This is a genomic window from Mesorhizobium sp. M0898 (assembly GCF_040319695.1).
Lineage (GTDB): Bacteria > Pseudomonadota > Alphaproteobacteria > Rhizobiales > Rhizobiaceae > Mesorhizobium.
In genome coordinates this window covers 70,274-96,203 of record NZ_JAMYOE010000026.1, presented here as the reverse complement: position 1 = coordinate 96,203, position 25,930 = coordinate 70,274, and the positions used below count along the sequence as shown (strand labels likewise).

The following is a 25,930-nucleotide window of genomic DNA, read 5'->3' as shown; positions in this document are numbered from 1 at the left end:
CCTGAGGGCCTTGGCCGCCTGAGCACCGTCATGTGTCCGCCGCTCCGCTAAACACGGGGGCTGCGCGGCGGACACGCCGACGTCACCGCGATGCCACGCCATTTTGCAGAACTTGACGCACACAACTCGCGTGCGCTTCAGGTACAAAATCCTTCAAACGCTGGAGGGACAGCACCCCCCCTCTGGCCTGCCGGCCATCTCCCCCTCGAGGCGGGAGATCACACCTTGCCGAATCGCTCAATCCAAACCCGAAAAACCCTCTTCCTCCAGCACCTCGGTGCCGCCGAACCGGAACGGTGCGAAGGAGGCGCGGTGCAGCCGTGCCACTGGCCCGTGCAGATCGATCGCCGTGCGATGGCGCACAGTGGCGTAGCCCATATGCAGTTCGAAGCCGTAACGCGCATGATGGCTGCCGCAGCCGCACATCATGCGGTCGCGCATCACCTTGGCGACGATCGAGGCTGCGGCGATCGATTGCGAGCGCTGGTCGCCCTTGATCAGTGCTTTGCCCTCGCAGGGCAGGCCGGGCGGCACGTCGCGGCCGTCGGCCAGTGCCAGCTTCGGCCGGATTGACAGGCCGGCCACGGCACGGCGCATCGCCTCCAGGCTGGCCTTGAGGATGTTGGAGGCATCGATGCCTTCGGCGCTGACCGAGGCCATCGATACGGCGAGCGCGGAGCCGAGGATTTTCAGGAACAGCGCCTCACGCTGCAAATGCGTCAGCCGCTTGGAATCGTCGAGGCCGTCGGGGATGTTGGCGGGATCGAGCACCACCGCTGCCGCCACCACCGGCCCGGCGAGCGGGCCGCGGCCGGCCTCGTCCATCCCCGCCACCGGCCAAAGGCCTTCGGCCATCGCCCTCGTCTCGAACGAGAAGTCGGGTTTCTCGACGATTTCGAAGAGAAGCGGAGAATCGGAACGCGGGCGAGCCATGGTGCGGCGAGGTTCGCATCGGCTCCGATTCTCCGCAAGTCCCCTCCGGGTCGGGCGGGGCACCGGACCAGGAGGGGGCTACCGTCTGCAAGCCCGGGGACAGGACAGGCCGGACGGGATTTTTCGCCTGCTGCGGCCGCTTCAAGCGGCTGGCGCGAGACGCTTTGTCACAGCAGCATCAGCTGCTCGGTAGCCTTGGCGGCGGGGACGAACTGGTCCGTCCTCAGCGAGCGCCGCTCGGCGTTGAGGCCGAGCCGTTTGGCAGCTATCTCGAACCGCCGGCCGATCTGCCAGGCATAGGGGCCGGAGCCCTTCATGCGCTTGCCCCATTCCGAATCGTAGTCCTTGCCGTCGCGCATCGAACGGATCAGCGACATGACGTGGCGATAGCGGTCGGGATAATGGCGCAGCAGCCAGTCCTTGAAGATCGGCGCGACCTCCAGCGGCAGGCGCAGCAGCACATAGCCGGCCTCGCGTGCCCCCGCTGCCTGTGCCGAATCGAGGATGCGCTCCATTTCCGGGTCGGTCAGTCCGGGGATGATCGGCGCGACCATCACCGAGGCCGGAATGCCGGCATCCGAAAGCTGCCTGATCGCCTCCAGCCGCTTGGTCGGCGTCGACGCGCGCGGCTCCATCGTTCTGGCCAGCATCCTGTCCAATGTCGTCACCGACAATGCCACCTTGGCCAGCCCGCGTTCGGCCATGCGTGACAGAATGTCGATATCGCGGGTCACCAGCGCCGATTTGGTGACGATGCCGACCGGATGCCCGCGCGCCTCCAGCACTTCGAGGATCTCGCGCATGATCCGGTATTGCTTCTCGATCGGCTGATAAGGATCGGTATTGGTGCCGATGGCGATGGTGCGCGGCTGGTAATTATCCCTGGACAATTCCTTGTCGAGCAGCCGCGCCGCATCCGGCTTGGCAAACAGCTTCGATTCGAAATCCAGCCCCGGCGACAGGCCCATGAAGCTGTGCGTCGGCCGCGCGAAACAATAGACGCAGCCATGTTCGCAGCCGCGATAGGGATTGATCGAGCGGTCGAAGGAGATGTCGGGCGATTCGTTGCGCGTGATGATGGTGCGCGGCTTCTCGACCTGTACCTCGGTCCTGAACGGCGGCAGCTCCTCCAGCGAATTCCAGCCATCGTCAAACACGTGTCGGCTGACCGGCTCGAAACGGCCGGCCGGATTGATGCCCGCCGACCTGCCGCGATTGCGGTCGGGACGAACGCGCATGCCGCTCTGCTCGATCATCGCATTCGCCATCTCGGCCCTGCCAGCGCCGAAGGCTGCAATATCGGCACGCACGATCTGTTCCATTTTGGCCCTTTCCCAGGGACTGTCCGCCCGCTGTCGAATCGCTCTGCTCATGAATGTATTCCTATCGCATTGATGAGAACAAAGCAAGAACTTTCTGGCGGCGCGCCGCAAAAACTGGCGCTGCCCACCGCTTTCCGCTATTCGGCTAAACATGCTCAGCGTCCTGATCGAAACCCTGAATGACGAGGAGGGCCTTGCCCGCACGCTCGCCTCGCTGATCGGCGGCGCGGTCGAAGGCGTGGTGCGCGACGTTCTCGTCTGCGACACCGGCTCGACCGATCAGACGCACCGCGTCGCCGAACATGCCGGCTGCCACTATGTCAGCGGCGGCATCGCCGCCGGCATCAGGCAGGCCAAGGGCGACTGGCTGCTCTTGCTGGAACCGGGCGCGCGGCTGGGAGAGGGCTGGATCGACGAGGTCGTCGCCCATACCGCCAGGCAAACCATGGCGGCGCGGTTCTCGCGGGCACGCGGCAGCCGCGCGCCGTTCCTGTCGCGCGTCTTTGCCGGAAATCGCGCTCTCGCCGAAGGCTTGGTGATCAGCAAGCGTCAGGCCGCGGCGCTGTCGAAAAACGCCCGCAGCGCCGAAGCGATCGCCCGCGGCCTGGCGACCAGGAGGCTCCACGCCGAGATCTGGGTCGCGCCGCGGAAGTGACGGCTTACCGTCCCGGTTATGGGAACTCCGCCCAAGCACATTTTCTGGCGGGTCGTCGTTTATTGTGCATTGCACAAAATCTGGCCGGGGGTTACCATTCCCAGCGATACGGGCGAATGGGTTTGGGGTGTACCGGAGCGGTGACGACGACTTTCGTCGATGCTGTTCCCTCGACATTTTGAGGACCCCGATGACCCTTTCAAGCCCTGACAAGTCCGGCGCTGCAAGCCTCGAGGCGATCGCACGAAACGGCGGCACGCTGCGCCGCATCGCCGCCCGCATCCCGACCTATCTTTCCGACCTTCGCGAGAATCCGGCATGGCTGCCGATGTTCATGCTGGCCCGCACCATGCCGGCGCGGCGCCTGCACTGGCGCGGTGCGAAGCCGGTTCCGCCGGCGCGCAATGTCGGTGAAACGATGTTCGCCGGCGTCGATCGCGATGCCGTCGTCGGCGCGCTGCGGACGGAGGGGCTCTATTCGGGCCTGATGCTGCCGGCCGCCATCCATGACGAGATCGCCCGCTTCGCCGAGCGCACGCCATGCTTCGGCAATTTCGACCGCCGGCTGGAATTCCTGCCCGAAAAACACGCCGATGCCGAAAAGCATTTCGGCCGCCCGCTGCTCAGCGGTCACTATTTCGAACGGGTCCTCGACTGCAACGCTGCGGTCGCCGTGCAGCGGGATCCGCTGCTTCTCGATATCGCAGCGCACTATCTCGGCAGCCAGGCCAAGCTGATCACCACCCGCGTCTGGTGGAGCTTTCCGACCGGTGGCGTCTCGGACGCCGACAAGAACATGGCCTCGCTCGGCAAATACCATTTCGACCTCGACGACTGGCGCATGCTGAAATTCTTTTTCTACCTGGTGCCGGTCGACGCCGACACTGGGCCGCATGTCTATGTCCGCGGCTCCCACAACCGCCGCATCCTGAAGCATCAGCTGACGCTGCTGGTAGGCCATTCGGCGGAAGAGGTGCTGGGCGTCTACGGCGAGCAGAGCCCGGTCATGCTGACCGGGCCGGCCGGCCTCGGCTTTGTCGAGGATCCGTTCGGCTTCCATATGGGCACCGTGCCGACGCGCACGCCGCGGCTGATGATGGAAGTCGGCTTCGGCGTCTCGCCGCCGTCGCGCCGGCGTTTTCACGGCGAGCCGGTCATTCGCTAAACCGACGTCGCTTGGCTGATACCTCGGTTCTCAGCCGCGCCGCAAATGCTCGTCCAGCCGCGGCATGATCTCGACGAAGTTGCAGGGCATGTGCCGATAGTCGAGCTGCGGCTTCAAGATGCCGTCCCAGGCGTCCTTGCAGGCGCCGGGCGAGCCCGGCAGCACGAAGACGAAGGTGGCATTGACGACGCCGCCGGTTGCCCGGCTCTGGATCGTCGAAGTGCCGATCTTGTCGTAGGAGATGCGGTGGAACACTTCGGAAAAGCCGTCCATGCGCTTTTCGAAGATCGGCTCCAGCGCTTCCGGCGTCACGTCGCGGCCGGTGAAGCCGGTGCCGCCGGTGGTGATGACGACATCGATCGCATCGTCCTTCGACCAGCCCAGGACCCTGTCGCGGATCTTGTCGCGGTCGTCGGTAACGATGTCGCGGGCGGCCAGGACATGGCCGGCCTCGGCAATGCGGTCGGCCAGCGTCTGCCCGGATTTGTCGTCGGCGAGGCTGCGCGTATCGGAAACGGTCAGTACCGCGATGCGCACGGGAACGAAGGGGCGGCTCTCGTCAATCCTGGCCATGGGCGTCAGCCTCCGATGTCACGCTTCGCGTCGCCGCGACAAACCAGTCGGGATGGCGGCCGCGGATATCGATGGCCGCGCGCTTGGCCACATTGCCGGTCTCGAACAGCCCGAAGCAGGTGGCGCCTGAACCGGACATCCTGGCAAAACCGGCTCCGGCCTTGTTGAGCACGGAAAGCGCCTTGCCGATGGCGGGCTGGATTGCGCGCGCCGCAGGCTCGAGGTCGTTGCGGGTGATCTCCAGCCAGTTGCGGATGCTGTGGAAGTCGAGGTTGCGCGGCAGCGGCGGCAGCCCCGCATTGTCGCGGCGGCCAAGCGCCTCGAACACGTCGGCCGTCGAGACGGCAGTGCCGGGATTGACGAGCACCAGACCCAGCGCCGGGAAACCCGGCACGAGCGTCAGCTCGTCGCCGATGCCGCGGGCTATCAGCGGTCTGGCTGCGAGGCACATCGGCACGTCGGCGCCGAGCGACAGGCCGATCCGCGCCAGTTCGGCATCGCCGATGTCGAGCCTCCAGGTCTGGACCAGGGCGCGCAGCACAGCCGCCGCATCGCTCGACCCGCCGCCGACACCGGACGCGACCGGCAGGTTCTTTTCGAGTCTGATGGCGACAGCCGGTGCGTGCTGGGGACCGGCCTCGCGCCGCAGTGCATCGCGCGCTCTCACCACCAGATTATTGTCGTCGACGGGCACCGCGGAGGCGTATTTGCCGGACACGGAAAACCCATCGCTGTCGGCAAGCTCCGTTTCGATGAGGTCGCCGAAGCGCGTGAACACAGCCAGGCTTTCGATCGTGTGATAGCCGTCGGCGCGCTGGCCGGTGACGTGCAGCGCGAGATTTATCTTGGCGTGCGCATGCGACACCCGGATGCTGGCCTCGGCGTTCACTGGCTCGGCCGCGAGGGGGACGACGGTCAATCCTTGGCCAGACGGTATTCGCCGGTCTTCGGGTCCTTGACCAATGTTCCCATTGTACCGTTGGCGGCCTGCTTTTCGGTACGCCGCACCTTGGCGGTCACACGCTCGGCTTCCCTGACGAAGGAGCGGTAGCCGAAATAGGCGGCAATGCCGACGACGGCGAAGAAAATGATCTGCGGCATGTCAAACTCCTCCCTCGCAAGGCCGGCAAGGCCGCCGGTCGGGTCGGTTGATGATTTATGCTAGACGCTTTCACCGGCTTTTCAAAGCCCGAAGCGCGCCCACAGCGCGCGCTCTTCCGCCGCATCGATGACGCCGCTTGCCGCGGCGGCGGCGATATCGGGCGCCGAAAAGCTCGAGCTGAACAGGCCGAAGCGGCCGAACAGGCCGCGCGGCGCGGTGATCAGCTTGAGCTGGGTTTTCGGCCCGAAACGGCTCTTCAGCACGCTGCGCATGTCGCCGAGCGCATCGACCAGCCCGAGTTCAAGCCCCTTCTTGGCCGTCCAGAACAGGCCGGTGAACAGGTCGGGATCGTCCTTGAGCTTGCTGCCGCGCCTGTCCTTGACGAGGTCGATGAAGGTCTCGTGGACCTCCAGTTGCAGCGCCTTCAGGCGCTCGACGTCCTCCTTCTTTTCCGGCTTGAACGGGTCGAGCACCGCCTTGTTCTGGCCGGCGGTGTGGACGCGGCGCTCGATACCGATCTTCTTCAACAGCTCCGGAAAGCCGAACGAGGCCGACACCACGCCGATCGAGCCGACGATGGAGGACGGGTCGGCAAAGATCTCGTCGCCGGCGACCGCAATCATGTAGCCGCCCGACGCCGCCACGTCCTCGACGAAAACCAGGACCTTCTTGTTCTTCTCGCTCGCCAGGTCGCGGATGCGCCTGAAGATCAGCCGCGACTGCACCGGCGAGCCGCCTGGCGAGTTGATCGAGATGGCGACCGCCGGCGCGTCGAAGGAAAACAGCTTTTCGAGAAGGCCGGCGGTGGAAGCGAGCGACAGGCTCGGCCGGAACTGGCCGCCGCCGGGCATGATCGTGCCGTGCAGCCGGATGACCGGAATGGTGACGACGGCGGAGCGCCAGGATTTCGGCAGCAGGCGGTTGAAAAGGCGTTTCACGAGGGGGCGGTCTCCGGTCGATTTGCTTGAGGCATGTAGGAATTCGCCGGCCAACGGCAATGCCGTCACCCCGGCAATCAGAATGGATCAGTCTCCGAACAGCGACGCCAGCCCGTTATTGATCAGCTCTGCCCGCTCCGAAGGGCCATTGCCTGAATAGGCATGCAGCATCAGCGGTGGTTGGATCGACAGTTTGCCGCGTGCGCCGAGTGCTGCCCGGACGACGATGCGGATCGCCGCCGCTTCGGGGCGAGGATGGACGGCCAGCATCTCGGCATCGCCGAAGCGGCCGGCGATGGCATCGAGGATGGCGCCGAGTTGTTCCGGCCGGGCGATGACGGCCAGCCCGCCGCCCGGTCTGACCACCGCGGCCGCGCTGCGGATCCAGCTGTCGAACAGCCCATCCTCCGAGACATGCGCGGCCTTTCTCAGCGGATCGGGCGTCGCGCGATCCTCGGCGGCATTGAACGGCGGGTTCATGATGACGAAATCGAAGCTGTTGTCCTCAAGTCCGGCGGCCGTTCGCGCCCGGCCCGACAGCGCGACATCGGCGACGAGCACCGAGGCGCGGTCGCTGAGATGCGCATTGCCGGGGTGGGCAAGCGTGGTGGTGGCGAAGGCCGCCATTTCCGGGGAACGCTCGATGAGCACGGCCGCGGCACCGGGGCAGCGCGACAGGACCGCCAGGCCGGCCGCACCAGCGCCCGCGCCAAAATCGGCAAGCCGCCCGGCGAAGGAGGACGGCACGGCAGCCGCCAGCATCATCGCATCCATGCCGGCGCGGTGGCCCGCCTTTCTCGGCTGCACCAGCCAGAAGCGACCGCGATGAAAGGCATCGACCGTATGAGCCGGCATGTCCGGGACAAGGGCAGCGGGCGACGCGGACATTATTTTTGGCGGATCTCGTTGGCGATGCCGGCATCCGTCAGGATGCGCCGCGCCGCATCGGCCTTGTCGGCGTCCACCATGACACGGCGGGGCAGGATGCCGATCGAGCCGTCGAGGACGCTCATGTTCTGGTCGGCGACGAAACAGCCGATGCCGGCATCGCGCATCAGCGATTCGACAAACGAAATGATGACGGCGTCGTTGGTGCGGATGAGCTCTATCATCGGATTAGGGCCATGATCTATCGATATGGTCGAAATGGCGCCTGAAACGGCAAGAAGATGCGAGGAGAAGCGTGAAGGTCGGGGTCTTTCCCCCGGCCGAGCGGTTCGACGACGCAGCTTGCAGCCGTTTCGGCGTCCGGAGGATGTGGTCCATCTGCCCGGCTACTTTGTCGCGAAGGACTTGAAAGCCGAATGGCTTCCTGCGCCTTCGCTCCGCGTATCCGGACAGATGGCCTCACACCATTTCGATCATATCGATAGATCATGGCCCTAAACTCGCAGTTTGCGGCGTTGATGTAAACGTAGGCGTGATCATGTACCAGAGCCGGCGCGCCAATTCGCCTCTTGCCGCGCCGGTGGGTGACACCCTAGAGTCTGTCCAGGGACCATGTTGCCGTCGTGCATATCGAGGTTGGGAGTTTTGCCGTGGGTGTCGTTCTCAACATTGAAAACGGGAAGCGCGAAGCCGCCTCGATAAAGGACCTCATCGACCTGACCGTGGCCGACATGGGGCGCGTCAACAAATTGATCCTGTCGAAGGCCGGCTCCGATGTTGAGATGATTCCGGAGATAGCCAACCATCTGATCTCGTCGGGCGGCAAACGGCTGCGGCCGATGCTGACGCTCGCCGCGGCCCAGATGTTCGGCTATTCCGGCGACGGCCATGTCAAGCTCGCCACATCGGTCGAATTCATGCATACCGCGACACTTCTCCACGACGACGTCGTCGACGAAAGCGGCATGCGGCGCGGCAAGAAGACGGCGCGTATGATCTGGGGCAACCAGGCCAGTGTTCTGGTCGGTGATTTCCTGCTCGGCCAAGCCTTTCGCATGATGGTCGACGTCGGCTCGCTCGAAGCGCTCGACATCCTATCCAGCGCCGCTTCGGTCATCGCCGAAGGCGAGGTGATGCAGCTCGCCGCCGCAAAAAACCTCGAGACCACCGAGGACGAGCATTTCGCGGTGATCAAGGCCAAGACCGCGGCGCTGTTCTCCGCTGCCGCCGAGGTCGGCCCGGTCATCGCCCAGGCGACGCGCAATGATCGCGCAGCACTTCGCTCCTACGGCATGAATCTCGGCCTTGCCTTCCAGCTGATCGATGACGCGCTGGATTACGGCGGCACCAGCAAGGATCTCGGCAAGAATGTCGGCGACGATTTCCGCGAGGGCAAGGTGACGCTGCCGGTGATCCTCGCCTATCGGCGCGGCACCAAGGCCGAGCGCAGCTTCTGGAAACGCGCCATCGAGGACAATGCCGCCGACGATGCCGGGCTGGAAAAGGCAATCGGCCTGATGCTCCGCCACGGGGCGATTGCCGACACCATCGGGCGCGCCCGCCATTTCGGCGAGATAGCCCGCGACGCGCTGGCGCCGCTCGAGGCGACGCCGCAGAAGTCTGCACTGATCGACGTCATCGATTTCTGCATCAGCCGGGTGAATTGACAGGCGTCGCGGCGCGAGGCCGGGACGCCGCCTGTTCTCATCGACCCTTTGCCGGAAGCACTATTGCTGCCAGCAAACTGACGACGATGCCCGCCGCCGCGAGCCGGAAGGCAACCTGGATGCCGTCGGCGACGGCAATTTTCAACGCATCGCCGGACAATTCGCCGATTTGGCTGTTCGCAATCGCAATCAGCACGGCCATGCCGATGGCGTTGCCGACATTGAGCGTCGTCGAAGCCATCCCCGAGGCGACGCCTTGCTGGTCATGGGCAACGCCGGAAGCGGCGGCAATCCACATTGCGGTCCAGACGATGCCTTGTCCGACGCCGGAGACGATCAGGCCGGGTACGAGGGGCAGATAGCTGCTGTCGGCAGTCGCGCCTGATACCATCAATGCTGTGCCGACCGCGCCGACGATCATGCCGCCGACCAGGGTGCTGCGCGTCGAAAAGCGCGTTGCCAGACGCTCGCCGAGTTGCGTGCCGGTGGCGATGGCGACCGACGGCACGAGAAAGGCGAGGCCCGTCTGCAAGGCAGTGAAGCCGTGCACGTTCTGCAGCAGCACGGTGAGGAAGTAGGGCAGCGCGCCGAAAGTGCCCATGTAGAGGAAGGTTATCGTCATGCCGGCGACGAGGCTGCGGTTGTGGAACAGGCGCAGCGGCATCAGCGGGTCGGCGCTGTTGGCCTCGATCACGGTGAAGGCGATCAGGAAAAATGCCGCCAGTGCTGCGCTGACGATGATTGCGCCAGAGCCCCAGCCATATTCGGGCCCCTGAACCAGGGTGAAGACAAGCAGCGTCGCGCCGGCGGTGACGGTCAGCGCGCCCGGCAGATCGAAGCTGCACTGCTCGTGCCGCTTGCGATCGCGCGGGATGATGGCGAAAGCCGCGATGATGGCGATCCCGGCCAACAGCACGTTGACGTAGAAGACCGACGGCCAGCCGAAGGCGCTGGTCAGAAACCCGCCGGCAAGCGAACCGAGCGTCAGGCCGCTGGCGCCCGCGCCGCCCCAGACGGCGAGCGCCCGGTTGCGTTCCGGTCCCTCGGCGAACAGGCGGTTGATCAGCGACAACGTCGCAGGAAACAGGAACGCGGCGCCGATGCCTTGCACGGCGCGGGCCGCGATGATGATTTCCGGCGACCAGGCGAGGCCGCCGACCAGAGATGAGAGCGCGTAGAGCCAGAGCGCGAAGATGAAGACGCGGCGCTGGCCGATCAGGTCGGCGGCCCGGCCGCCGAACAGCAGGAAGCCGCCGGTGAAGACGGTGTAGGCGCTGACCACCCACTGCAGGGTCTGGCCTGAAAATCCGAGGCCGGCGCCGATCTCCGGCAACGCCACGAAGACTATGTTGAGGTCGAGCGAGATGATGAGCTGCGCGAAGGCGAGCAGCGCCAGCGTTGCGCCATGTTTCGCCCTGCTTGCTCCCTGCGTTATCGCCCCGAGCGGCGCGCCTTGATCCAGTGAACTCATGCCGGTCTCCTTGTCGACAATTATTTAATGATCGACAAAGAATTGAGATTTGCAATCCGAAGTCAAGCGGATTATTTGTTGATCGACAAAAATTGGAGACCGCCATGGCGGGAAGGCCAAGGGAGTTCGACCGCGACCAGGCGCTGGAGAAAGCCCGCGACGCTTTCTGGAGACGCGGCTACGAGGGCACCTCGATGGCCGATCTCGTATCGGCGCTTGGTCTCGCATCGGCGCGCATCTATGCCGCCTTCGGCTCGAAGGAGGATCTGTTTCGCGAAGCGGTGGCACTTTACGAGGCCAATGAGGGCGGCTTCGCCACACGCGCACTGCAGGAAGAACCAAATGTCCGGCGCGTCATCGAGCGCATGCTTCGCGACGCCGTCGAAATCTATACGCGGCCGGGGCAGCCGCAGGGCTGCATGGTGGTGACGGCCGCGACCAATTGCGCCGTCGAAAATGACGCCGTGCTGCAATGGCTGGCGGAGCATCGGCTGGCGCGTACCGCATCGATCGTCGAGCGGTTGAAGCAGGCGGTGCGCGATGGCGAATTGAAGCCGGACACCGACGCCGAGACGTTGGGGGATTATTACGCCACGCTGCTGCACGGCCTTTCGGTGCAGGCACGCGACGGCGTGCCGAAAAAGCGGCTGCACGATCTTGTCACCGTCGCCATGCAGGCGCTTGACGCAAGCCTTTCGCAAACGTCCTGAGTTTCAGGGCCGTGATGCCTCACTTGCCGGCTTGTTCGGCGGCCCTTCTGGGATTGACCGCCGGCGTCGGCGGGTCGGGTATTTCGGTGGCCACAGGCTTTGGCGGTTGCGGCTCCGTCGCCGGCGCTTCGGGGCCGGCCTTGCTGAGCGCGACCGAGATGCCGAACACCTTCCATTGCCGTTCGACCGGCGCAAACAACAGCTCGAAATTGACCTGCATCGGCACCGAGGGAAAGAAACCGGCCATATGCAACATGCCGTTGGACTCGATCTGCGGCAGCAGCGTCAATTGCGGCTCCAGCACCGCGACGCCGCCGAGGTCGATGCCGTCATTGCGGTGGCTGGCGAAGATCTCGGCAAGCTTGGCCGCATTGTTGGTCTGGAAGCCCGGCGCGCCGAGATCGCGCAGCACCGTGTAATTCCCCGTCTTGTTGGCATGGTCGAGCGCCAGCAGCGAGCCGCGCACCAGGATCAGCACGCCGTTGCGGTCGATATTGGCCGGCTTCGGCGCCTGGGGCTTGGCCGATTTCTGGGTTTTCGACGTTTGCGCCAGGGCAGGCTGGACAAGCTCCGGAACGGCTGCCGTCAGCACCAAGGCGGCCAGCAACATTCTGCCCGTCGGCCGCACCGATCCCGGCAAGATTGAGGTCATGCCCGCTGCATCAGTTCAGCGTCCACGATGCGCCAACGCTGACGCCGACATCGCCACGGCTTGTCGAGGCCGACACGGCGGCGTTGAGGCGCAAATCCAGGCTCGTGCTATAGCCGAGGCCGAGCGCCAGGCCCGACTGGCCCTTGAAATGGCCAAAGCCGCCGGCCAACGACAATTTGCCGGGCCTGTCGTCGTAACGCAATCCCGCTGTCGCCAGCGCAAGCGCCGTTCCGGCGCGGGCTTCCGAGCGGTTTTCGCTGACCTGCTCGCCAAGGTTCTGCAACCCGCCCTCCAGCGCGCTGACGCGGCCGTCGAGCAGGGCGATGTTAGCCTCGTTGATCGTGGTGCGACTGTCGAGGCTGAAAATCTGTGCGGTGTGCAGGTTGAGCGTGTTGGTATTGTTGGTGATACGCGCCTCGTGATCGGCAAGCTGGATCGTATGATCGCCGACCGTCGTGTTGAGCGCGTTGATCTGGTTGGTGTTGTTGACAATGCGCGTCTCGTGATCGGCAAGCTGCATGGTATGATTGCCGACTGTGGTGTTGAGCGAGGCAATCTGGGCGGTGTGGGCTGCCACGTCGTCGGCCAGCCCTTCGATTTCGTCGATATTGACGGAAGCCGTCGCCAAATTGCCCGCAGCGTCCGATGTCACCAGATATTTCATGCCTCCCTGGGCGGTCTTGCTGTCATAGCTGTTGATTCCTGCCAGCGTATAGGTGTTGACTTCCCAGCCGATGACGACCTGACCGGCGCGGGTCGCGTTCACGTTGGTCCCGATGGCTATCGTGTTGTTGAAATTGGCCCTTGCATGGTAGCCGAGAGCTACGCTGTCGGATCCTGCCGCCTGAGAAGAAAGTCCGATTGCTGTCGCAATATCCCCCGGGGCAATCGAGTAACCGCCACACGCCATGCCTGTGGGTGACGCGCCGGCGAAGCCGCCACCACCCCCAACCTCTTCGCATACGAAAGCAGAGGCCGGTGATGGCATCGAACCCAGGAACAGGCCTGCGAAAATCGCTCCGCCTGAGAGGTATGTTTTCCAAGAGCGCCTCGGGGGCGGAGATCTCTCCGGCCCGCCCGCTCTCAAGGAAAAATTGTTTCCACTGCGACCTGTCATTACAGACCCCCTTCTTCGAAGCCGCCATGCGGGCGGCAAGCCCAGTCCTTGTTCGTCAGGAGCTTTGAACGTCGGTATCAGCGATGCCTAAGGCGGTGCGGCCGCAAGCTCCAGGATGTGCGGATCATGCGTGAAGCCGGATGCCGCCGGACAGTCGGCAAATGCCTACAATGCGCCGAAAATTCCCTGTTTTCGCAGCGTTTCCGACGCCTGCTGTTGTCATAGTGCAACACCGGCACGAGGTGGCTTCCGAGATCACGAAAACGGCCGCGCGCTCGTCAGCAGCGCCACGAGCTGGCTTTGGCGACTGGTTCCGGTTTTCCGAAAAATTCGCTCGAGATAAGTACGGGCCGATTTGACGGCGATGCCGATTTCGAGGGCGGCTTCCTGTACGGAACGGCCTGAGGCAAGCACGACGGCGAGCCGGGCTTCCGCCGGCGTCAAGTCGAACAGGCCCGAAAGGATATCGGGCGACGGCACCGTCGCGCTGATGCTGACGGCAGTTGCCGCGACAAGGATATCCGCGCCCGAAAAGATGTCATGTGCGGCACGGCGCAACGGCAAAAGGTGTACGATCAGCGCAGGCCGCCCCTCGACGGCTGGGACAGGGATGGACCGCACAACGCGATGGTCGTCGTTGTGCATGATGGCTTGCTGGAAAAGCGCGTTTGCAGACAGGTCCGCAAGCACCATGCCGCCGCCGGCCTGGGGGATGAACACGTCCTTCGTATCTTCCAGCAGGCGGTTGACCGTCAGCACGCGGCCCGATCCGCTCATGACTGCCGCCGGCAGCTCGATCTCGCTCAGAATGGACACGGCGGTCCTGGCCCGCTCCAGACCGAGCCGCCCGGCGACAAGGCCGGCCCGCGCCAGATGCGGACGCAGTCCGTTCAGCAGGTCGATCGCCGCTTGATCGTACTTGCCGTCCTTTAGCCAGCGCTGGAAGACGAACAGCACCAGCTCTCCGCTCGGCATGGGAATCGACGTGCAGACGGGCGATCCGACGCCGAAATCTCTTGCCCACGCATAGATCGGGTCCCGCTCGATCTCATCGCCGGTCATGAAGTCGTCGACCCGCACAAAGCTTGCCGGCTGGGTGCTGCACATGCGCTGCACGCTTTCGGAAAATTTCCAATCGGCCATGAAAGCGTCGATCAAGGGTTCGGCCCGCGCCTCGCCGATGGCGCGAAGCGGCGAATGATCGCTGATCATGAAGATCGCGCCGCTTGCCGAGCGCGAGACCGCGCTGGTCGCCTCCAAGGCATCCGGCCACAGCTCGGCTGCGAATGCGGCTTCGTAGATACGGTCGACGATGGCGAAGGCTTCTTCGTTTCGCGGCATTTCCAGCATCGGCGCCCCCATGGCTGGCGAAGCAAGAATTGAAATCTCATCCTGCCACGCAAGGTTGCATGGCGGAAGCTTTCAACCGCTGGCGCTTATGGATCGCTTACGGCGTCGGGAAATAGCGCCGCGCAGGCACCGCCAAAGCGGACGCCACGCGGTCAAGAGTCGCAGTTCAGGCCCTTTCGGCATGGTTTATTAATTGCTTGACCCGATTGTGAATTCGGGCCGGGTTGAAGCACGACCCCAAAAAGGCCATGCTTTACCTGTAAAAATCGAGTCTACGGCGATCCCGCTGACGCGGAGATGGCGTTTGGCTGAAAGGGATATGATGCGGCAAGGATATGCGCGCTGGCTGACGGGGCTGGCAATCGCGACGGGCATGGCGATCTCGGCTTTGCCGGCGCATGCCAAACAGACCACCGAGCCGGTCAGGATCACATCCTTCTCGGGGGCCTATCTCGCCGCCAGGATTGCCGACGGCGACAACGACCTCGACAGCGCCATTTCCTATTACAAGCAGGCGCTTGCGTTCGATCCGAACGATACGGGACTGCAGCAGAGCCTGATGCTGTCGCTGATCGCGCAGGGGCGCTTCGACGAATCCCTGGTCTATGCCGACAAGCTCAAGGCGGTTCCCGATGTCGAGCGCTTCTCGCGCCTGGCGCTGGCCATCGATTCCTTCCACAAGAAGGATTTCTCCAAGGCCGAATACTGGCTCAAGCTGTCGCTCGAGTCCGATCTCGACCGGCTGATCTCCGGCGTCATGACCGGCTGGGCCAAGCAGGGTGCGGGTGACGCCGGCGAGGCCATGGCTTCCATCGACAAGCTGCAAGGCCCCGACTGGTTCAGCCTGTTCAAGTCCTTCCACCGCGCCTTGATTGCCGACGCCTCCGGCCTGCCCGACAGGGCGGATGCGCTCTACACCGCCACCGTGCAGGACACCGCCGCCGGCGGTGCGGCCCCCGAAACATGGATGCGCAACGCGCAGGCCTACGCCTCTTTCCTCGCCCGCAAAGGCGACAAGGCCAAGGCGCTGTCGGTGCTCGACAAGGCCGAGGCGTTTGCGCCCGGCAAGGTCGAGATTGCAGCCCTTCGCGACAAGATCAACAAGGGCGAAAAGATCGAGCCCTTCGTTGCCGGTCCGTCGGACGGCGCCTCGGAAATCCTGCTCGATCTCGCCACCGCGCTCAACCGCGGCGGCGGCGAGCCGTTCGTGCGGCTTTATCTGCAATATGCCCTGGCGCTGCGGCCCGACAACGACGCGGCGCTCGTTCAGCTTGCCGCCGTTGCCGAGCAGTTGAAAGACGGCGAGGGCGCCATCGCGCTCTATCGCCGCATTCCCGCCGGCTCGCCGCTGAAGCAGCTTTCGGACCTGCAGCTTGGCCTCAACCTTGCCGATCTCGACCGCAACGACGAGGCGATCACTCACCTCAAGGCCATCGTCGATGCGCATCCAGACGACATGCGCGCCTATCTGGCGCTCGGCGGCGTCTATTCCTCGAAGGAGGATTTCCGCTCCGCCGCCAATCTTTACGACAAGGCAGTCGAGGTGCTGAAGACGCCGACCGCCGCCAACTGGAACATCTTCTACCAGCGCGGCATCGCCTATGAGCGGCTGAAGGAATGGCCGAAGGCCGAGCCGAATTTCCGCAAGGCGCTGGAGCTCTACCCCGACCAGCCGCAGGTCCTGAACTATCTCGGCTATTCCTGGGTCGACAAGAACATGAACCTCAAGGAAGGCCTCGCGATGATCCAGAAGGCCGTCGACCTGAGGCCGAGCGACGGCTACATCGTCGATTCGCTGGGCTGGGCCTATTACCGCCTTGGCCAGTTCGACGACGCGGTGCGCGAAATGGAACGCGCCGTTTCGTTGAAGCCGGAGGATCCGGTGCTCAACGATCACCTCGGCGACGCCTACTGGCGCGTCGGCCGCAAGCTGGAAGCCACCTTCCAGTGGAACCAGGCCCGCGACCTGAAGCCGGACCCGGATGTGCTTGCCGCCTTGCAGCAAAAGCTGATGAAAGGCCTGCCGCCGATCGAATCCAACACGGCGCAGGAAACCCCGAACGTAAAGCCCTTGCCGGCGCCCGCCCCTAAGGGGTGACCCTTCTTTCCTTCTCCCCTTGTGGGAGAAGGTGGATCGGCGCGCAGCGCCGAGACGGTTGAGGGGTGTCGGACGGATTGCCGTCGGTGCCAAGCTGGAACACCCCTCATCCGACCGAGCTTCGCTCGGCCACCTTCTCCCACAAAGGGAGAAGGGAACACCTTCAAAGGCCTGACCCCCTCTGCCTTGACGCTTGCTGGCCAGGCATCTAGGACGTGCCGGCATCCCGCCTTTCCCGCCGGAGGCCGCCGTGACCGTTGATATCCCTGCCCACATGCACCCCAGCCGCTCGTTCCAGGGGCTGATCCTGACGTTGCATAATTACTGGGCGGACTATGGCTGCGTCGTCCTCCAGCCTTACGACATGGAAGTCGGCGCCGGCACATTCCATCCGGCAACGACGTTGCGCGCGCTCGGTCCAAAACGCTGGAATGCCGCCTATGTCCAGCCCTCGCGCCGCCCCAAGGACGGCCGCTATGGCGAGAACCCGAACCGGCTGCAGCACTATTACCAATACCAGGTGATCCTGAAGCCCAATCCGCCCAATCTGCAGGAGCTTTACCTCGGCTCGCTGGCCGCGATCGGCATCGATCCGCTGCTGCATGACATCCGCTTCGTCGAGGACGACTGGGAAAGCCCGACGCTGGGCGCCTGGGGGCTCGGCTGGGAGTGCTGGTGCGACGGCATGGAGGTGTCGCAGTTCACCTATTTCCAGCAGGTCTGCGGCATCGAATGCGCACCGGTGGCGGGCGAGCTCACTTACGGGCTGGAACGGCTGGCCATGTATGTGCAGGGCGTCGACAATGTCTACGACCTCAACTTCAACGGCCGCGAAGGCGCCGACAAGGTGACCTATGGCGACGTCTTCCTGCAGGCCGAGCAGGAATATTCGCGCCACAATTTCGAATTCGCCAACACCGCAATGCTGCTCAGGCATTTCGAGGACGCCGAAGCCGAGTGCAAGGCGCTGCTCGAAGCCGGCGCGCCTGTCTCCCCCCTTGAGGGGGAGATGCCCGCGAAGCGGGCAGAGGGGGTCACCTCAGAAGGCACCACAAGTAAAACGTCGAGCACCGCACGGGCGACCCCTCCCGGCCAGACCTTGTCTGGCCACCTTCCGCTCAAGGGGGAGGGATACCACCGCCTTGTATTCCCCGCCTACGACCAGTGCATCAAGGCCAGCCACATCTTCAACCTGCTCGATGCCCGCGGCGTCATTTCGGTCACCGAGCGCCAGAGTTATATTTTGCGGGTGCGCAATCTGGCCAAAGCCTGCGGCGAGGCGTTTCTGCTGACGCAGGCGGGCGGCTTGGCGGCTTAGCTCCAGGCGAATTCGGCAGGAGTGCTGATTGGCAACGTGCCTTGGCCGCTTGCACCGGCTATTGTCCGCAGCGCTTGCCTGACGCCGGGCATCGAGAACGTGCCGTGCACCTGCGCTGTAAAACAGGCGCTGAGCGTGAGGATCTGCAGGAATGTCGATGCCGTTCTCATGGTCGGTCAGCCAATAGCTCTCTGCCTGAGCGTTGGTCGCTTCAGCGCTGCGTTCGGTTCAGGGAAATCTTTGATCCAAGGACGGGCGGACCGGCGCGTGTCCGACAGGCGGCTGAATTTTTTCGGAAATCGCCGTTAGATGTCCCGATCGAGCGGGGAAGGGTGACAGCGGCCAGCCGAGTTGCTATGCCCCCGCTTACCTCCCCCTCGATGGGGGAGGTCGCCGCGAAGCGGCGGCTATTGTTGTCCATGAGTTCCTTCGATGCCCGACCTGCTTTTAGAACTCCGTTCGGAAGAGATTCCCGCCCGCATGCAGCGCAAGGCTGCCGGCGATCTCAGGAAGCTTTTGACCGACGGGCTGGTCGAGGCCGGGCTGACCTATGAGGCGGCGCGCGAATATTGGACGCCGCGCCGGCTGACGCTCGACATTCGCGGCCTGACCGCCCGCTCGAAGGACATCAGCGAGGAGATCAAGGGGCCCTCGACCAAGGCGCCCGAGCCGGCGGTGCAGGGTTTTCTGCGCAAGGCTGGCCTTGCCTCGATTGCCGAGGCGCATGTTCATTCCGATCCGAAGAAGGGCGACTTCTACGTCGCCCATATTTCCAGGCCGGGCAGGCCGGCGGAGCAGATCATCGCCGAGCTGGTGCCGGGCATCATCCGCAACTTCCCCTGGCCGAAATCGATGCGCTGGGGGCCGGCTTCGGCCAAGCCCGGCTCGCTGCGCTGGGTGCGGCCGCTGCAATCGATCCTGTGCACCTTCGGCCCCGAAACCGAGGAGCCGGTGGTCGTCGATTTCGAGATCGACGGCATCCGCTCAGGCAATATCACTTACGGCCACCGTTTCCATGCGCCTGGCGCCATCACGGTGCGCCGCTTCGACGATTATGTCGCCAGGCTTAAGGCGGCCAAGGTCGTGCTCGATGCCGACAGGCGCAAAGAGATCATCCTTGCCGATGCCAGGAACCTCGCCTTCGCCAGCGGGCTCGACCTCGTCGAAGACGAGGGGCTGCTGGAGGAAGTGTCGGGCCTGGTCGAATGGCCTGTCGTGCTGATGGGCGAATTCGAGCAGGATTTCTTGGCCATTCCGGCCGAGGTGATCAGGCTCACCATCCGCGCCAACCAGAAGTGTTTCGTGACGCGGCCACACGACGCGGGCGAAGAGCTTTCCAACCGCTTTATCCTGACCGCCAATATCGAGGCCAAGGATGGCGGCAAGGAGATCGCCCATGGCAATGGCAAGGTGGTGCGCGCGCGCCTGTCCGACGCGCTCTATTTCTGGAAGACCGACCAGGGCGACCTGCCGGATCTCGACCAGCTGCAGGCATCGGCGGAAAAGTTCGGGCTTGATCTCAAAAAGCCGCTCGACCAGCGCATGGCCCGCCTCGACCATCTCGGTGTAACGTTTCATGCCAAGCTCGGCACACAAGGCGAGCGGGTGGAGCGGATTGCCAGGTTGGCCGAAGAACTGGCACCAATCGTGGCGCAGTCGATCTCCCCCCTTGAGGGGGAGATGGCCGGCAGGCCAGAGGGGGTCGCCTCGGCTGGCGCGACGCGATCTGGCCTTTCGAAGCAAGAGGAAGTTGGCGCTCCACGCGAGCCGACCCCCTCTGTCGCCTTCGGCGACATCTCCCCCTCGAGGGGGGAGATTACCGCGCTGGCGCGCCGCGCCGCCGCGCTCGCCAAGGCCGACCTCACCACCGAAGTGGTTGGCGAGTTCCCGGAACTGCAAGGCGCCATGGGCCGCAAATACGCACTGCTGCAGGGCGAGCATCCTTCCGTTGCCGCGGCGATCGAGGAACACTACAAGCCGCAGGGACCGTCCGATCGCGTGCCAACTGATCCGGTTTCGGTGGCCGTGGCGCTTGCCGACAAGCTCGACACGCTGGTCGGGTTTTGGGCCATTGATGAAAAGCCGACCGGATCGAAAGATCCCTATGCGCTGCGGAGAGCCGCATTGGGCGTTGTGAGATTGATCCTAGAGAATGAGGTGACGCTCGGGCTTTTGAACGTCATCGAAAGTGCGTATCGGTTGACGCTTTTGGCGTTCCAGAAGGACGGTGTTCTAATTTATTATCGCGAACTATTACCCGAAGACGGGCGCTATGCCTTTGCTACGATAACGTTCCAGTTTGCCGATCGTATGTGGGAGCGATATCCGCTCCGCCCCTTGGATCGCTCTTATCCGATTACCAAAGTTAGCCATGACCAGCGCGATCAGGATGTCCGAAGCGTTGTTATCTTTTCAGGAGGCTTGGACCGAAAGTCTACGCTCGGAGAACTCCCTTCCATTGATTCTGTTGGTGCTGACCTCCTCGCCTTCTTCCACGACCGCCTGAAGGTCTATCTCCGCGATCAGGGCGCGCGGCATGATCTGATCGACGCGGTTCTGGCGGCAGGTTCGCGCCCGATCTCCCCCCTGGAGGGGGAGATGTCGGCGCAGCCGACAGAGGGGGGCGCTGTCCCGCCAGCGTCTCATTCTGTCGCGCCCCCCTCTGCCCTGCCGGGCATCTCCCCCTCTGGGGGGGAGATCGGCCAATCGTCCAACGACGACCTCCTGCAAATCGTCCGCCGCGTCGAAGCGCTTGGCTCCTTCCTCGACAGCGAGGACGGCAGGAACCTGCTTGCCGGCACCAAGCGCGCTGCCAACATCGTGGCTGCCGAGGAGAAGAAGAACACGACGATCGCCGACCGTGTTGAGCCGGCGCTGTTCCGGGAGGGCGCCGAAAAAACCTTGTACGCCGCGGTCAATCAGGCCGAGAAGCAAGCCGGCGAAGCAATTCAAAACGAAGACTTTTCCGCCGCCATGCTGGCGCTTAGCGTGTTGCGCGAGCCGGTTGATTCATTCTTTGAGAAAGTCCTGGTAAACGATGAGGACCAGGCCGTGCGTGCCAATCGCCTGGCATTGCTCGCCCGCATCCGCGCGGCGACCGACCGGGTCGCGGATTTCTCCAAGATAGCCGGCTGACGTCCGGGAAAAATCATCGCTTGTGGCGCTATTTCGGCTGGTCGGGAGCTGCTAGCGGCGCAGGCTGCTGCGCAGCTGGTTCAGGGGTTTTGCTGGCGACCTTTGGGTCGGCCTTGCTGTCCGCGGCGGGCGCGGCAGCGGTGGCCGGCGCGGCTTTGGGCGCTGGCGTTGCAAAGGCATCGCCGACAATACCGCCGCGGATGATCATCGGGGTTCCGTCGAAGCCATGGTTCGGCTGGCTCGGGATTGCCGCGACCTTTTCATCGGTGACGTTTTCATTGACGTCAGGCAACTTCTCGCCGAGCGCGACGATCGACGGTGTTTTCACCCGCTCGAGCGCGCCGGCACTTACCACCGAAGGCGTCGCCGTCGTTTGCCCGAGAAAAACCAGCGACGAGGCCTGTGCCGTGCCGGCCATAAACGCCAAACCAAGCGCTCCAAGGATACGCATCGAAAGCATGATAATTCCCCTTGCCCAACAAGACGGCACCCTAGCCAAGGGCAGTTGATGCCGGCTTGCGGGGAAACATAGCATTTTAGCGATTTGCGATTCGCCAATGCCTGGGCTTGCTCGCCCGGCGTCAGCGTATTAGGCACCCGCATCCGTGAGGTGACGACAGTGGCTGAAATTCGTGCCGTCGGCGAGGCGATGGAAAGGGCGTTGGCGCTGCTCGAGAGCGGCGATGTCGTCGCCATCCCGACCGAGACCGTTTATGGGCTGGCCGGCGACGCGACCAATGGCGTTGCCGTGGCTCGTATCTTCGAAGCCAAGGGCCGACCTCGCTTCAACCCGCTGATCGCCCATATAGCCGATCCGGCGATGGCCGAGCGCATCGCGCTGTTCGACCCGCTGTCGGAAAGATTGGCGCAGGCATTCTGGCCGGGGCCGCTGACGTTGGTGCTGCCGCAACGGCCCGGCAACGGCATTCATCCGCTGGTCACCGCCGGCCTGGAAACGATCGCGCTGCGCATGCCGAAAGGCTTTGGCGGCGAGCTGATTGCCAGGTTCGGCCGCGCGCTGGCGGCGCCAAGCGCCAATTCCTCGGGCAGGATCAGCGCCACGACGGCCGAAGCCGTGGCCGCCGATCTCGGTCCCCGGATCAAGCTTGTGGTCGACGGCGGCGCGACGCCGGTCGGGCTGGAATCGACCATCGTCAAGGTCGAAGCTGGAAAGCTGCGGCTGCTGCGGCCGGGCGGCATTGCCGCCGAAGAGATCGAAGCAGTGGCCGGGACAAAGTTGCTGCGCGGCGCTTCGGGCATCGAGGCGCCCGGCATGCTCGCCTCGCACTATGCGCCAGGTGCGGCAGTGCGGCTCAATGCTGCGGAGGTCGCACCGGGCGAAGCCTTGCTGGCCTTCGGCCGCCGCCGTGCCGAAGGCTGGCGCGATGCAGCCGCCCTGCGCAACTTGTCGGAGACCGGCGACCTGCGCGAGGCGGCAAGCAATCTCTTCGCCCATCTGCAGGATCTCGATAGCAGTCGCGCCAAAACCATCGCCGTCGAGCCGATCCCGTTCGACGGGCTGGGCGAGGCGATCAATGACCGGCTTTCGCGCGCCGCCGCCCCGCGTGACAAGATCGCCCCGCGTGACAAGATGGATTGAGCACCATAGTTTCCACCCATGAACGACATTTCCCCCGATCTCGACCCCGCCGTCGTCGCGCGCTTTGCGGCAATCGTCGGCGACAAATATGCGCTGCGCGATCAGCGGGACATCGCACCGTACCTCACCGAGCGGCGCGGACTTTGGCACGGCAGGACGGCTTTGGTGCTGAGGCCGGGGAGCGTCGAGGAGGTCAGCCGCATCCTGCGGCTGGCAACCGAAACCGGCACGCCCATCGTGCCGCAAAGCGGCAACACCGGCCTGGTCGGCGCCCAGGTGCCGGACGCATCCGGCCGCGAGATCGTGCTGTCGCTGTCGCGGCTGAACCGCATCCGCGAGATCGATACGCTGTCCAACACGGTGACGGTCGAAACCGGCGTCATCCTGCAGACGCTGCAGGAAGCGGCCGATGCCGCCGACCGGCTGTTTCCGCTGTCGCTTGCCGCGCAAGGCTCCTGCCAGATCGGCGGCAATCTCTCGTCCAACGCCGGCGGCACCGGCGTGCTTGCCTACGGCAATGCGCGCGAGCTGTGCCTCGGCGTCGAAGTGGTGCTGCCGACCGGTGAAGTGTTCGACGATCTGCGCAAGCTGAAAAAAGACAATACCGGCTACGATCTGAAGAACCTGTTCGTCGGCGCCGAGGGTACGCTCGGCATCATTACCGCCGCCGTGCTCAAGCTATTCCCCAAGCCCAAGGGGCGCGAGGTGGCGTTTGCCGGCCTGTCATCGCCGGAGGCGGCATTGTCGCTGTTCAGCCTGGCGATGGACCGTGCAGGGGCAGCGCTCACCGCCTTCGAGCTGATCGGCCAGAGGCCTTACGACTTCACGCTTGCCCACGCACAAGGCGTGGTGCGGCCGCTTGCCGGCGATTGGCCGTGGTATGTGCTGATGCAGATCTCGTCGGGCCGTTCGGCCGACGATGCGAGGGCGCTGATCGAGGAGGTGCTGGAGGCAGGCCTCGAGCAAGCGATCGTCGGCGATGCGGTGATCGCGGCAAGCATGGCCCAGGGCGATGCGTTCTGGAATTTCCGCGAGGTGCTGCCCGAGGCGCAGAAACCGGAAGGTGCCTCGATCAAGCACGACATCTCGGTGCCGGTGGCGTCAATCCCGCCCTTCATTGAAAAGGCCGCCGGCGCCGTGCAATCGGTCAGTCCCGGCGCGCGCGTCGTCTGCTTCGGCCACATGGGCGACGGGAACCTGCACTATAACATCTCCCGGCCGGCCGACGGCGATGACGAGGCGTTTCTCGGCCTTTACCACGTCATGAACAAGGCCGTGCACGACGTCGTGCGCGCGTTTCATGGCTCGATCTCGGCCGAGCACGGCATCGGCCAGTTGAAGCGGGACGAATTGATCGCGACGGCGCCGCCGATGGCGATCGAGCTGATGCGCAGGGTGAAGGCCGCCTTCGATCCGGCCGGCATCATGAATCCGGGTAAGGTTATCTGATCCTTTCGCCGGCCTGCGCCGGTTGGCATTCCGATAACCATCCGCCCCGGATCAGCAAAATTTAACCGACTTTCTTAAGCGCGAGGATAAGAAGCCCGCGCTAATGTTTCTCCACAAACGAGGCTGGGAAAACCGGCCCGGAGAACCGGAAACACCGGCTCTCAGGAGAAACAGGAAAGGCACGATATGAACACTGGACTGAAGCCAGTCTGGGCCGGGCGCAATATGCGCCTCGACCCATTCCGCCTGCCGCAGGTGGTGAGCTACGCCACCCGCGACGACTATGGCGACGTTACCTTCACCATCGACCAGCGCGGCGCGGTTATCCGCCGCACGCTGGAGATGAGCGGCGTGCCGGCGATCATCACTCTGCCCGCCAACGCGTTTCGCGGCGTCGCCGCCCGCGCAATGGAGGATCCGGATGGCAATGTCACAGTGACGCTTGAGCTTCTGCACAATGACCCGATGCTGTCGGTGCCGCTGCTGGTCGCCGACGATCTCGACGACGTCGCCGCCGACTGGCGCGCCTGGGCCGACGCCTACCGCCTGCCGATGCTGCTGATCGAGGCCGACGGCATCGCCCGCACGCTGGAAGAATCGCTCGGCGCCGCCATCAAGGCGCTGCCGGCGCAGGACCGCCGCAAGGGTCGCGTCTCGACCATGCGCCGCCCGCGCTTCCTCGCCCGCCGCCGCGCCGGCGACCTCGGCCTCAGGCTGGTCATCGGCGGCGAAGAGCTTATTTCGCGGGAATAGCTAAACCAGCGGCTTCAGCGCCACCCAGACCGCGCCGCCGATCAGGCCGAGGAAGATCAGCCAGCCGACCTGGTTGTTCGATCTGAACAGCCTCAGGCACTGGTCCGGATCGTCGATGTCGAGCACGCCGATCTGCCGCGCCAGATTCGCGCCGGCGGCGATCAGCCCGGCAAGTGCAGGCACCGGTGCCTGTGCCGAGGCAAAGGCGATGGCGAAGCAGACCAGCGCTCCGCCATAAAGCCCGGCCAGCCAGACCTTGGTATTGTCGCCGAACAGGCGCGCCGTCGAGCGCACGCCGACGATGGCGTCGTCTTCCTTGTCCTGATGCGCATAGATCGTGTCATAGCCGATCACCCACAGGATCGAGCCGATATAGAGCATGATTGCCGGCCCATCGAGATCGCCGAACTCGACCGCCCATCCCATCAGCGCTCCCCAGGAAAAGGCAAGGCCGAGAACGAGTTGCGGCCAATTGGTGTACCGCTTCATGAACGGGTAGACGGCGACGATGACCAGCGAGCCGATGCCGAGCAAGATGGCGAAGCTGTTGAACTGCAAAAGCACGGCAAGGCCGACCAGTGCCTGCACGACAACAAACATCCAGGCCTGCCGGCGCGTGACCTTGCCGGCCGGCAGCGGCCGCGAGCGCGTGCGTTCCACCTGGTTGTCGATGTCCTCGTCGACCAAATCATTGTAGGTGCAGCCGGCGCCGCGCATGGCGAACGCGCCAAGAAAAAACAGCAGCAGATACCACGGCGACGGCAGCAGAGAGAAAAGCGGGTCCGTCGGACGCGGATAGGCGCTCGCGGCAAGCGCAGCCGACCACCAGCATGGCCACAGCAGCAATTGCCAGCCGATCGGCCGGTCCCACCGGGCAAGCTGCGCATAGGGCCACAACCGCCGCGGCAGCACGCGATAGACCCAGTGGCCGCTCGGCGCATCTGCGACGCGGCCCTGGGCCGCTTTCGACTGGACGGTTTCCATTTTGCTGGAGTGGCAGCAGAGGCGAATGCCGTCAAGCGTCAAGCAGCCCC

At 64.3% G+C, this 25,930-nt stretch carries 25 protein-coding genes and 1 pseudogene; 10 read left to right on the top strand and 16 right to left on the bottom strand.

The genetic code is table 11. The features are described from left to right. Nucleotides 1–237 precede the first annotated feature (237 nt). A complete protein-coding gene (gene rnhB, locus NKH90_RS23530) occupies nt 238–933 on the bottom strand; it encodes a ribonuclease HII (RefSeq protein WP_352501990.1) in 696 nt (231 codons plus the stop codon). Nucleotides 934–1,100: 167 nt separating this feature from the next. Further along, a complete protein-coding gene (locus NKH90_RS23525) occupies nt 1,101–2,255 on the bottom strand; it encodes a PA0069 family radical SAM protein (RefSeq protein WP_352821218.1) in 1,155 nt (384 codons plus the stop codon). 151 nt (nt 2,256–2,406) lie between these two features. Here NKH90_RS23525 and NKH90_RS23520 point away from each other — a divergent pair, with 151 nt between their 5' ends. Both NKH90_RS23520 and NKH90_RS23515 read left to right on the top strand, forming a co-directional pair. Further along, on the top strand, nt 2,407–2,910 hold the full coding sequence (locus tag NKH90_RS23520; protein WP_292664385.1) for a glycosyltransferase: 504 nt from the start codon (nt 2,407–2,409) through the stop codon (nt 2,908–2,910). Nucleotides 2,911–3,100: 190 nt separating this feature from the next. Then, nucleotides 3,101–4,075, top strand: coding sequence for a phytanoyl-CoA dioxygenase family protein (locus NKH90_RS23515; protein WP_352821216.1), 975 nt, complete (start codon nt 3,101–3,103; stop codon nt 4,073–4,075). A 30-nt stretch (nt 4,076–4,105) separates the two neighbouring features. Here the strand turns inward: NKH90_RS23515 and moaB are convergent, their stop codons facing one another. The 6 genes from moaB to NKH90_RS23485 form a co-directional block, all read right to left on the bottom strand. After that, entirely contained in the window at nt 4,106–4,648 is a 543-nt protein-coding gene (gene moaB, locus NKH90_RS23510) for a molybdenum cofactor biosynthesis protein B (protein WP_352681118.1), read from the bottom strand. Continuing rightward, nucleotides 4,635–5,537, bottom strand: coding sequence for a 4-(cytidine 5'-diphospho)-2-C-methyl-D-erythritol kinase (locus NKH90_RS23505; protein WP_352821235.1), 903 nt, complete (start codon nt 5,535–5,537; stop codon nt 4,635–4,637). Before NKH90_RS23505 ends, moaB begins: the two co-directional genes overlap by 14 nt. Nucleotides 5,538–5,563: 26 nt before the next feature. Then, nucleotides 5,564–5,749: a membrane protein gene (locus NKH90_RS23500; RefSeq protein WP_023674078.1), complete on the bottom strand. Its 186-nt coding sequence runs from the start codon at nt 5,747–5,749 to the stop codon at nt 5,564–5,566. 81 nt (nt 5,750–5,830) lie between these two features. Next, complete coding sequence (locus NKH90_RS23495) at nt 5,831–6,688, bottom strand: S49 family peptidase (RefSeq protein WP_352821213.1); 858 nt, start codon at nt 6,686–6,688, stop codon at nt 5,831–5,833. A gap of 87 nt (nt 6,689–6,775) precedes the next feature. Further along, nucleotides 6,776–7,576, bottom strand: a complete 801-nt coding sequence (locus NKH90_RS23490) for a tRNA1(Val) (adenine(37)-N6)-methyltransferase (RefSeq protein WP_352821210.1) — start codon at nt 7,574–7,576, stop codon at nt 6,776–6,778. After that, a complete protein-coding gene (locus NKH90_RS23485) occupies nt 7,576–7,800 on the bottom strand; it encodes a putative signal transducing protein (RefSeq protein ID WP_023674082.1) in 225 nt (74 codons plus the stop codon). Before NKH90_RS23485 ends, NKH90_RS23490 begins: the two co-directional genes overlap by 1 nt. 426 nt (nt 7,801–8,226) lie before the next feature. Here NKH90_RS23485 and NKH90_RS23480 point away from each other — a divergent pair, with 426 nt between their 5' ends. Further along, nucleotides 8,227–9,243 carry a polyprenyl synthetase family protein gene (locus NKH90_RS23480; protein WP_352593256.1) on the top strand — a complete coding sequence of 339 codons (1,017 nt, stop codon included), beginning with the start codon at nt 8,227–8,229 and terminating at the stop codon, nt 9,241–9,243. A gap of 37 nt (nt 9,244–9,280) precedes the next feature. On the opposite strand, the gene NKH90_RS23475 is transcribed toward NKH90_RS23480, so the two are convergent. Then, nucleotides 9,281–10,714 carry an MFS transporter gene (locus NKH90_RS23475; protein ID WP_352821207.1) on the bottom strand — a complete coding sequence of 478 codons (1,434 nt, stop codon included), beginning with the start codon at nt 10,712–10,714 and terminating at the stop codon, nt 9,281–9,283. A gap of 104 nt (nt 10,715–10,818) precedes the next feature. Here NKH90_RS23475 and NKH90_RS23470 point away from each other — a divergent pair, with 104 nt between their 5' ends. Further along, the gene (locus NKH90_RS23470) at nt 10,819–11,424 is read left to right on the top strand and encodes a TetR/AcrR family transcriptional regulator (protein ID WP_352768798.1); all 606 of its coding nucleotides are present in this window, start codon (nt 10,819–10,821) and stop codon (nt 11,422–11,424) included. A 19-nt stretch (nt 11,425–11,443) separates the two neighbouring features. Here NKH90_RS23470 and NKH90_RS23465 read toward each other — a convergent pair whose 3' ends face one another. The 4 genes and pseudogenes from NKH90_RS23465 to NKH90_RS23450 form a co-directional block, all read right to left on the bottom strand. Next, on the bottom strand, nt 11,444–12,076 hold the full coding sequence (locus tag NKH90_RS23465) for a hypothetical protein (protein ID WP_352821205.1): 633 nt from the start codon (nt 12,074–12,076) through the stop codon (nt 11,444–11,446). Between the two features lie 10 nt (nt 12,077–12,086). Then, entirely contained in the window at nt 12,087–12,842 is a 756-nt protein-coding gene (locus NKH90_RS23460; RefSeq protein WP_352821232.1) for a YadA C-terminal domain-containing protein, read from the bottom strand. A 12-nt stretch (nt 12,843–12,854) separates the two neighbouring features. After that, nucleotides 12,855–12,986: pseudogene (locus NKH90_RS23455) on the bottom strand (hypothetical protein); the annotation flags it as partial. A gap of 462 nt (nt 12,987–13,448) precedes the next feature. After that, nucleotides 13,449–14,534 (bottom strand): helix-turn-helix transcriptional regulator, encoded by a 1,086-nt coding sequence (locus NKH90_RS23450; RefSeq protein WP_352821202.1) that lies wholly within the window; start codon nt 14,532–14,534, stop codon nt 13,449–13,451. Nucleotides 14,535–14,865: 331 nt separating this feature from the next. Here NKH90_RS23450 and NKH90_RS23445 point away from each other — a divergent pair, with 331 nt between their 5' ends. Together NKH90_RS23445 and NKH90_RS23440 are read left to right on the top strand one after the other, a co-directional pair. Then, complete coding sequence (locus tag NKH90_RS23445) at nt 14,866–16,641, top strand: tetratricopeptide repeat protein (protein WP_352821230.1); 1,776 nt, start codon at nt 14,866–14,868, stop codon at nt 16,639–16,641. Between the two features lie 250 nt (nt 16,642–16,891). Then, a complete protein-coding gene (locus NKH90_RS23440; protein ID WP_352821199.1) occupies nt 16,892–17,959 on the top strand; it encodes a glycine--tRNA ligase subunit alpha in 1,068 nt (355 codons plus the stop codon). Here the strand turns inward: NKH90_RS23440 and NKH90_RS23435 are convergent. Continuing rightward, nucleotides 17,956–18,129, bottom strand: a complete 174-nt coding sequence (locus NKH90_RS23435) for a hypothetical protein (RefSeq protein ID WP_352470684.1) — start codon at nt 18,127–18,129, stop codon at nt 17,956–17,958. The two genes, NKH90_RS23440 and NKH90_RS23435, sit on opposite strands and share 4 nt — an antisense overlap. Nucleotides 18,130–18,391: 262 nt before the next feature. On the opposite strand from NKH90_RS23435, the gene glyS reads away from it, so the two are divergent. Beyond that, a complete protein-coding gene (glyS, locus tag NKH90_RS23430) occupies nt 18,392–21,094 on the top strand; it encodes a glycine--tRNA ligase subunit beta (protein WP_352821196.1) in 2,703 nt (900 codons plus the stop codon). Nucleotides 21,095–21,122: 28 nt separating this feature from the next. Here glyS and NKH90_RS23425 read toward each other — a convergent pair whose 3' ends face one another. After that, a complete protein-coding gene (locus NKH90_RS23425; protein ID WP_352821194.1) occupies nt 21,123–21,554 on the bottom strand; it encodes a hypothetical protein in 432 nt (143 codons plus the stop codon). A 159-nt stretch (nt 21,555–21,713) separates the two neighbouring features. Between NKH90_RS23425 and NKH90_RS23420 the strand changes: the two genes are divergently transcribed. The 3 genes from NKH90_RS23420 to NKH90_RS23410 all read left to right on the top strand — a co-directional run bounded on the left by NKH90_RS23420 (nt 21,714) and on the right by NKH90_RS23410 (nt 24,896). Further along, nucleotides 21,714–22,694 carry an L-threonylcarbamoyladenylate synthase gene (locus NKH90_RS23420; RefSeq protein WP_352821191.1) on the top strand — a complete coding sequence of 327 codons (981 nt, stop codon included), beginning with the start codon at nt 21,714–21,716 and terminating at the stop codon, nt 22,692–22,694. Between the two features lie 18 nt (nt 22,695–22,712). Beyond that, nucleotides 22,713–24,143 (top strand): FAD-binding oxidoreductase, encoded by a 1,431-nt coding sequence (locus tag NKH90_RS23415; protein WP_352821189.1) that lies wholly within the window; start codon nt 22,713–22,715, stop codon nt 24,141–24,143. A 186-nt stretch (nt 24,144–24,329) separates the two neighbouring features. Then, nucleotides 24,330–24,896 (top strand): DUF6101 family protein, encoded by a 567-nt coding sequence (locus NKH90_RS23410; protein ID WP_352821186.1) that lies wholly within the window; start codon nt 24,330–24,332, stop codon nt 24,894–24,896. Here the strand turns inward: NKH90_RS23410 and ubiA are convergent, their stop codons facing one another. After that, complete coding sequence (ubiA, locus tag NKH90_RS23405) at nt 24,897–25,880, bottom strand: 4-hydroxybenzoate octaprenyltransferase (RefSeq protein ID WP_352821227.1); 984 nt, start codon at nt 25,878–25,880, stop codon at nt 24,897–24,899. Nucleotides 25,881–25,930: the final 50 nt, after the last annotated feature.

What these genes read in the sequence shown, in the direction of transcription:
- moaB (WP_352681118.1), bottom strand. Translation starts at nt 4,648, where the DNA reads ATGGCCAGGATTGACGAGAGCCGCCCCTTCGTTCCCGTGCGCATCGCG.
- NKH90_RS23525 (WP_352821218.1), bottom strand. Translation starts at nt 2,255, where the DNA reads ATGGAACAGATCGTGCGTGCCGATATTGCAGCCTTCGGCGCTGGCAGG.
- NKH90_RS23435 (WP_352470684.1), bottom strand. Translation starts at nt 18,129, where the DNA reads ATGAGAACGGCATCGACATTCCTGCAGATCCTCACGCTCAGCGCCTGT.
- NKH90_RS23425 (WP_352821194.1), bottom strand. Translation starts at nt 21,554, where the DNA reads ATGCTTTCGATGCGTATCCTTGGAGCGCTTGGTTTGGCGTTTATGGCC.
- NKH90_RS23490 (WP_352821210.1), bottom strand. Translation starts at nt 7,576, where the DNA reads ATGTCCGCGTCGCCCGCTGCCCTTGTCCCGGACATGCCGGCTCATACG.
- NKH90_RS23465 (WP_352821205.1), bottom strand. Translation starts at nt 12,076, where the DNA reads ATGACCTCAATCTTGCCGGGATCGGTGCGGCCGACGGGCAGAATGTTG.
- NKH90_RS23450 (WP_352821202.1), bottom strand. Translation starts at nt 14,534, where the DNA reads ATGCCGCGAAACGAAGAAGCCTTCGCCATCGTCGACCGTATCTACGAA.
- rnhB (WP_352501990.1), bottom strand. Translation starts at nt 933, where the DNA reads ATGGCTCGCCCGCGTTCCGATTCTCCGCTTCTCTTCGAAATCGTCGAG.
- NKH90_RS23470 (WP_352768798.1), top strand. Translation starts at nt 10,819, where the DNA reads ATGGCGGGAAGGCCAAGGGAGTTCGACCGCGACCAGGCGCTGGAGAAA.
- NKH90_RS23515 (WP_352821216.1), top strand. Translation starts at nt 3,101, where the DNA reads ATGACCCTTTCAAGCCCTGACAAGTCCGGCGCTGCAAGCCTCGAGGCG.
- NKH90_RS23500 (WP_023674078.1), bottom strand. Translation starts at nt 5,749, where the DNA reads ATGCCGCAGATCATTTTCTTCGCCGTCGTCGGCATTGCCGCCTATTTC.
- NKH90_RS23410 (WP_352821186.1), top strand. Translation starts at nt 24,330, where the DNA reads ATGAACACTGGACTGAAGCCAGTCTGGGCCGGGCGCAATATGCGCCTC.
- NKH90_RS23485 (WP_023674082.1), bottom strand. Translation starts at nt 7,800, where the DNA reads ATGATAGAGCTCATCCGCACCAACGACGCCGTCATCATTTCGTTTGTC.
- ubiA (WP_352821227.1), bottom strand. Translation starts at nt 25,880, where the DNA reads ATGGAAACCGTCCAGTCGAAAGCGGCCCAGGGCCGCGTCGCAGATGCG.
- NKH90_RS23445 (WP_352821230.1), top strand. Translation starts at nt 14,866, where the DNA reads ATGCGGCAAGGATATGCGCGCTGGCTGACGGGGCTGGCAATCGCGACG.
- NKH90_RS23415 (WP_352821189.1), top strand. Translation starts at nt 22,713, where the DNA reads ATGAACGACATTTCCCCCGATCTCGACCCCGCCGTCGTCGCGCGCTTT.
- NKH90_RS23475 (WP_352821207.1), bottom strand. Translation starts at nt 10,714, where the DNA reads ATGAGTTCACTGGATCAAGGCGCGCCGCTCGGGGCGATAACGCAGGGA.
- glyS (WP_352821196.1), top strand. Translation starts at nt 18,392, where the DNA reads ATGCCCGACCTGCTTTTAGAACTCCGTTCGGAAGAGATTCCCGCCCGC.
- NKH90_RS23520 (WP_292664385.1), top strand. Translation starts at nt 2,407, where the DNA reads ATGCTCAGCGTCCTGATCGAAACCCTGAATGACGAGGAGGGCCTTGCC.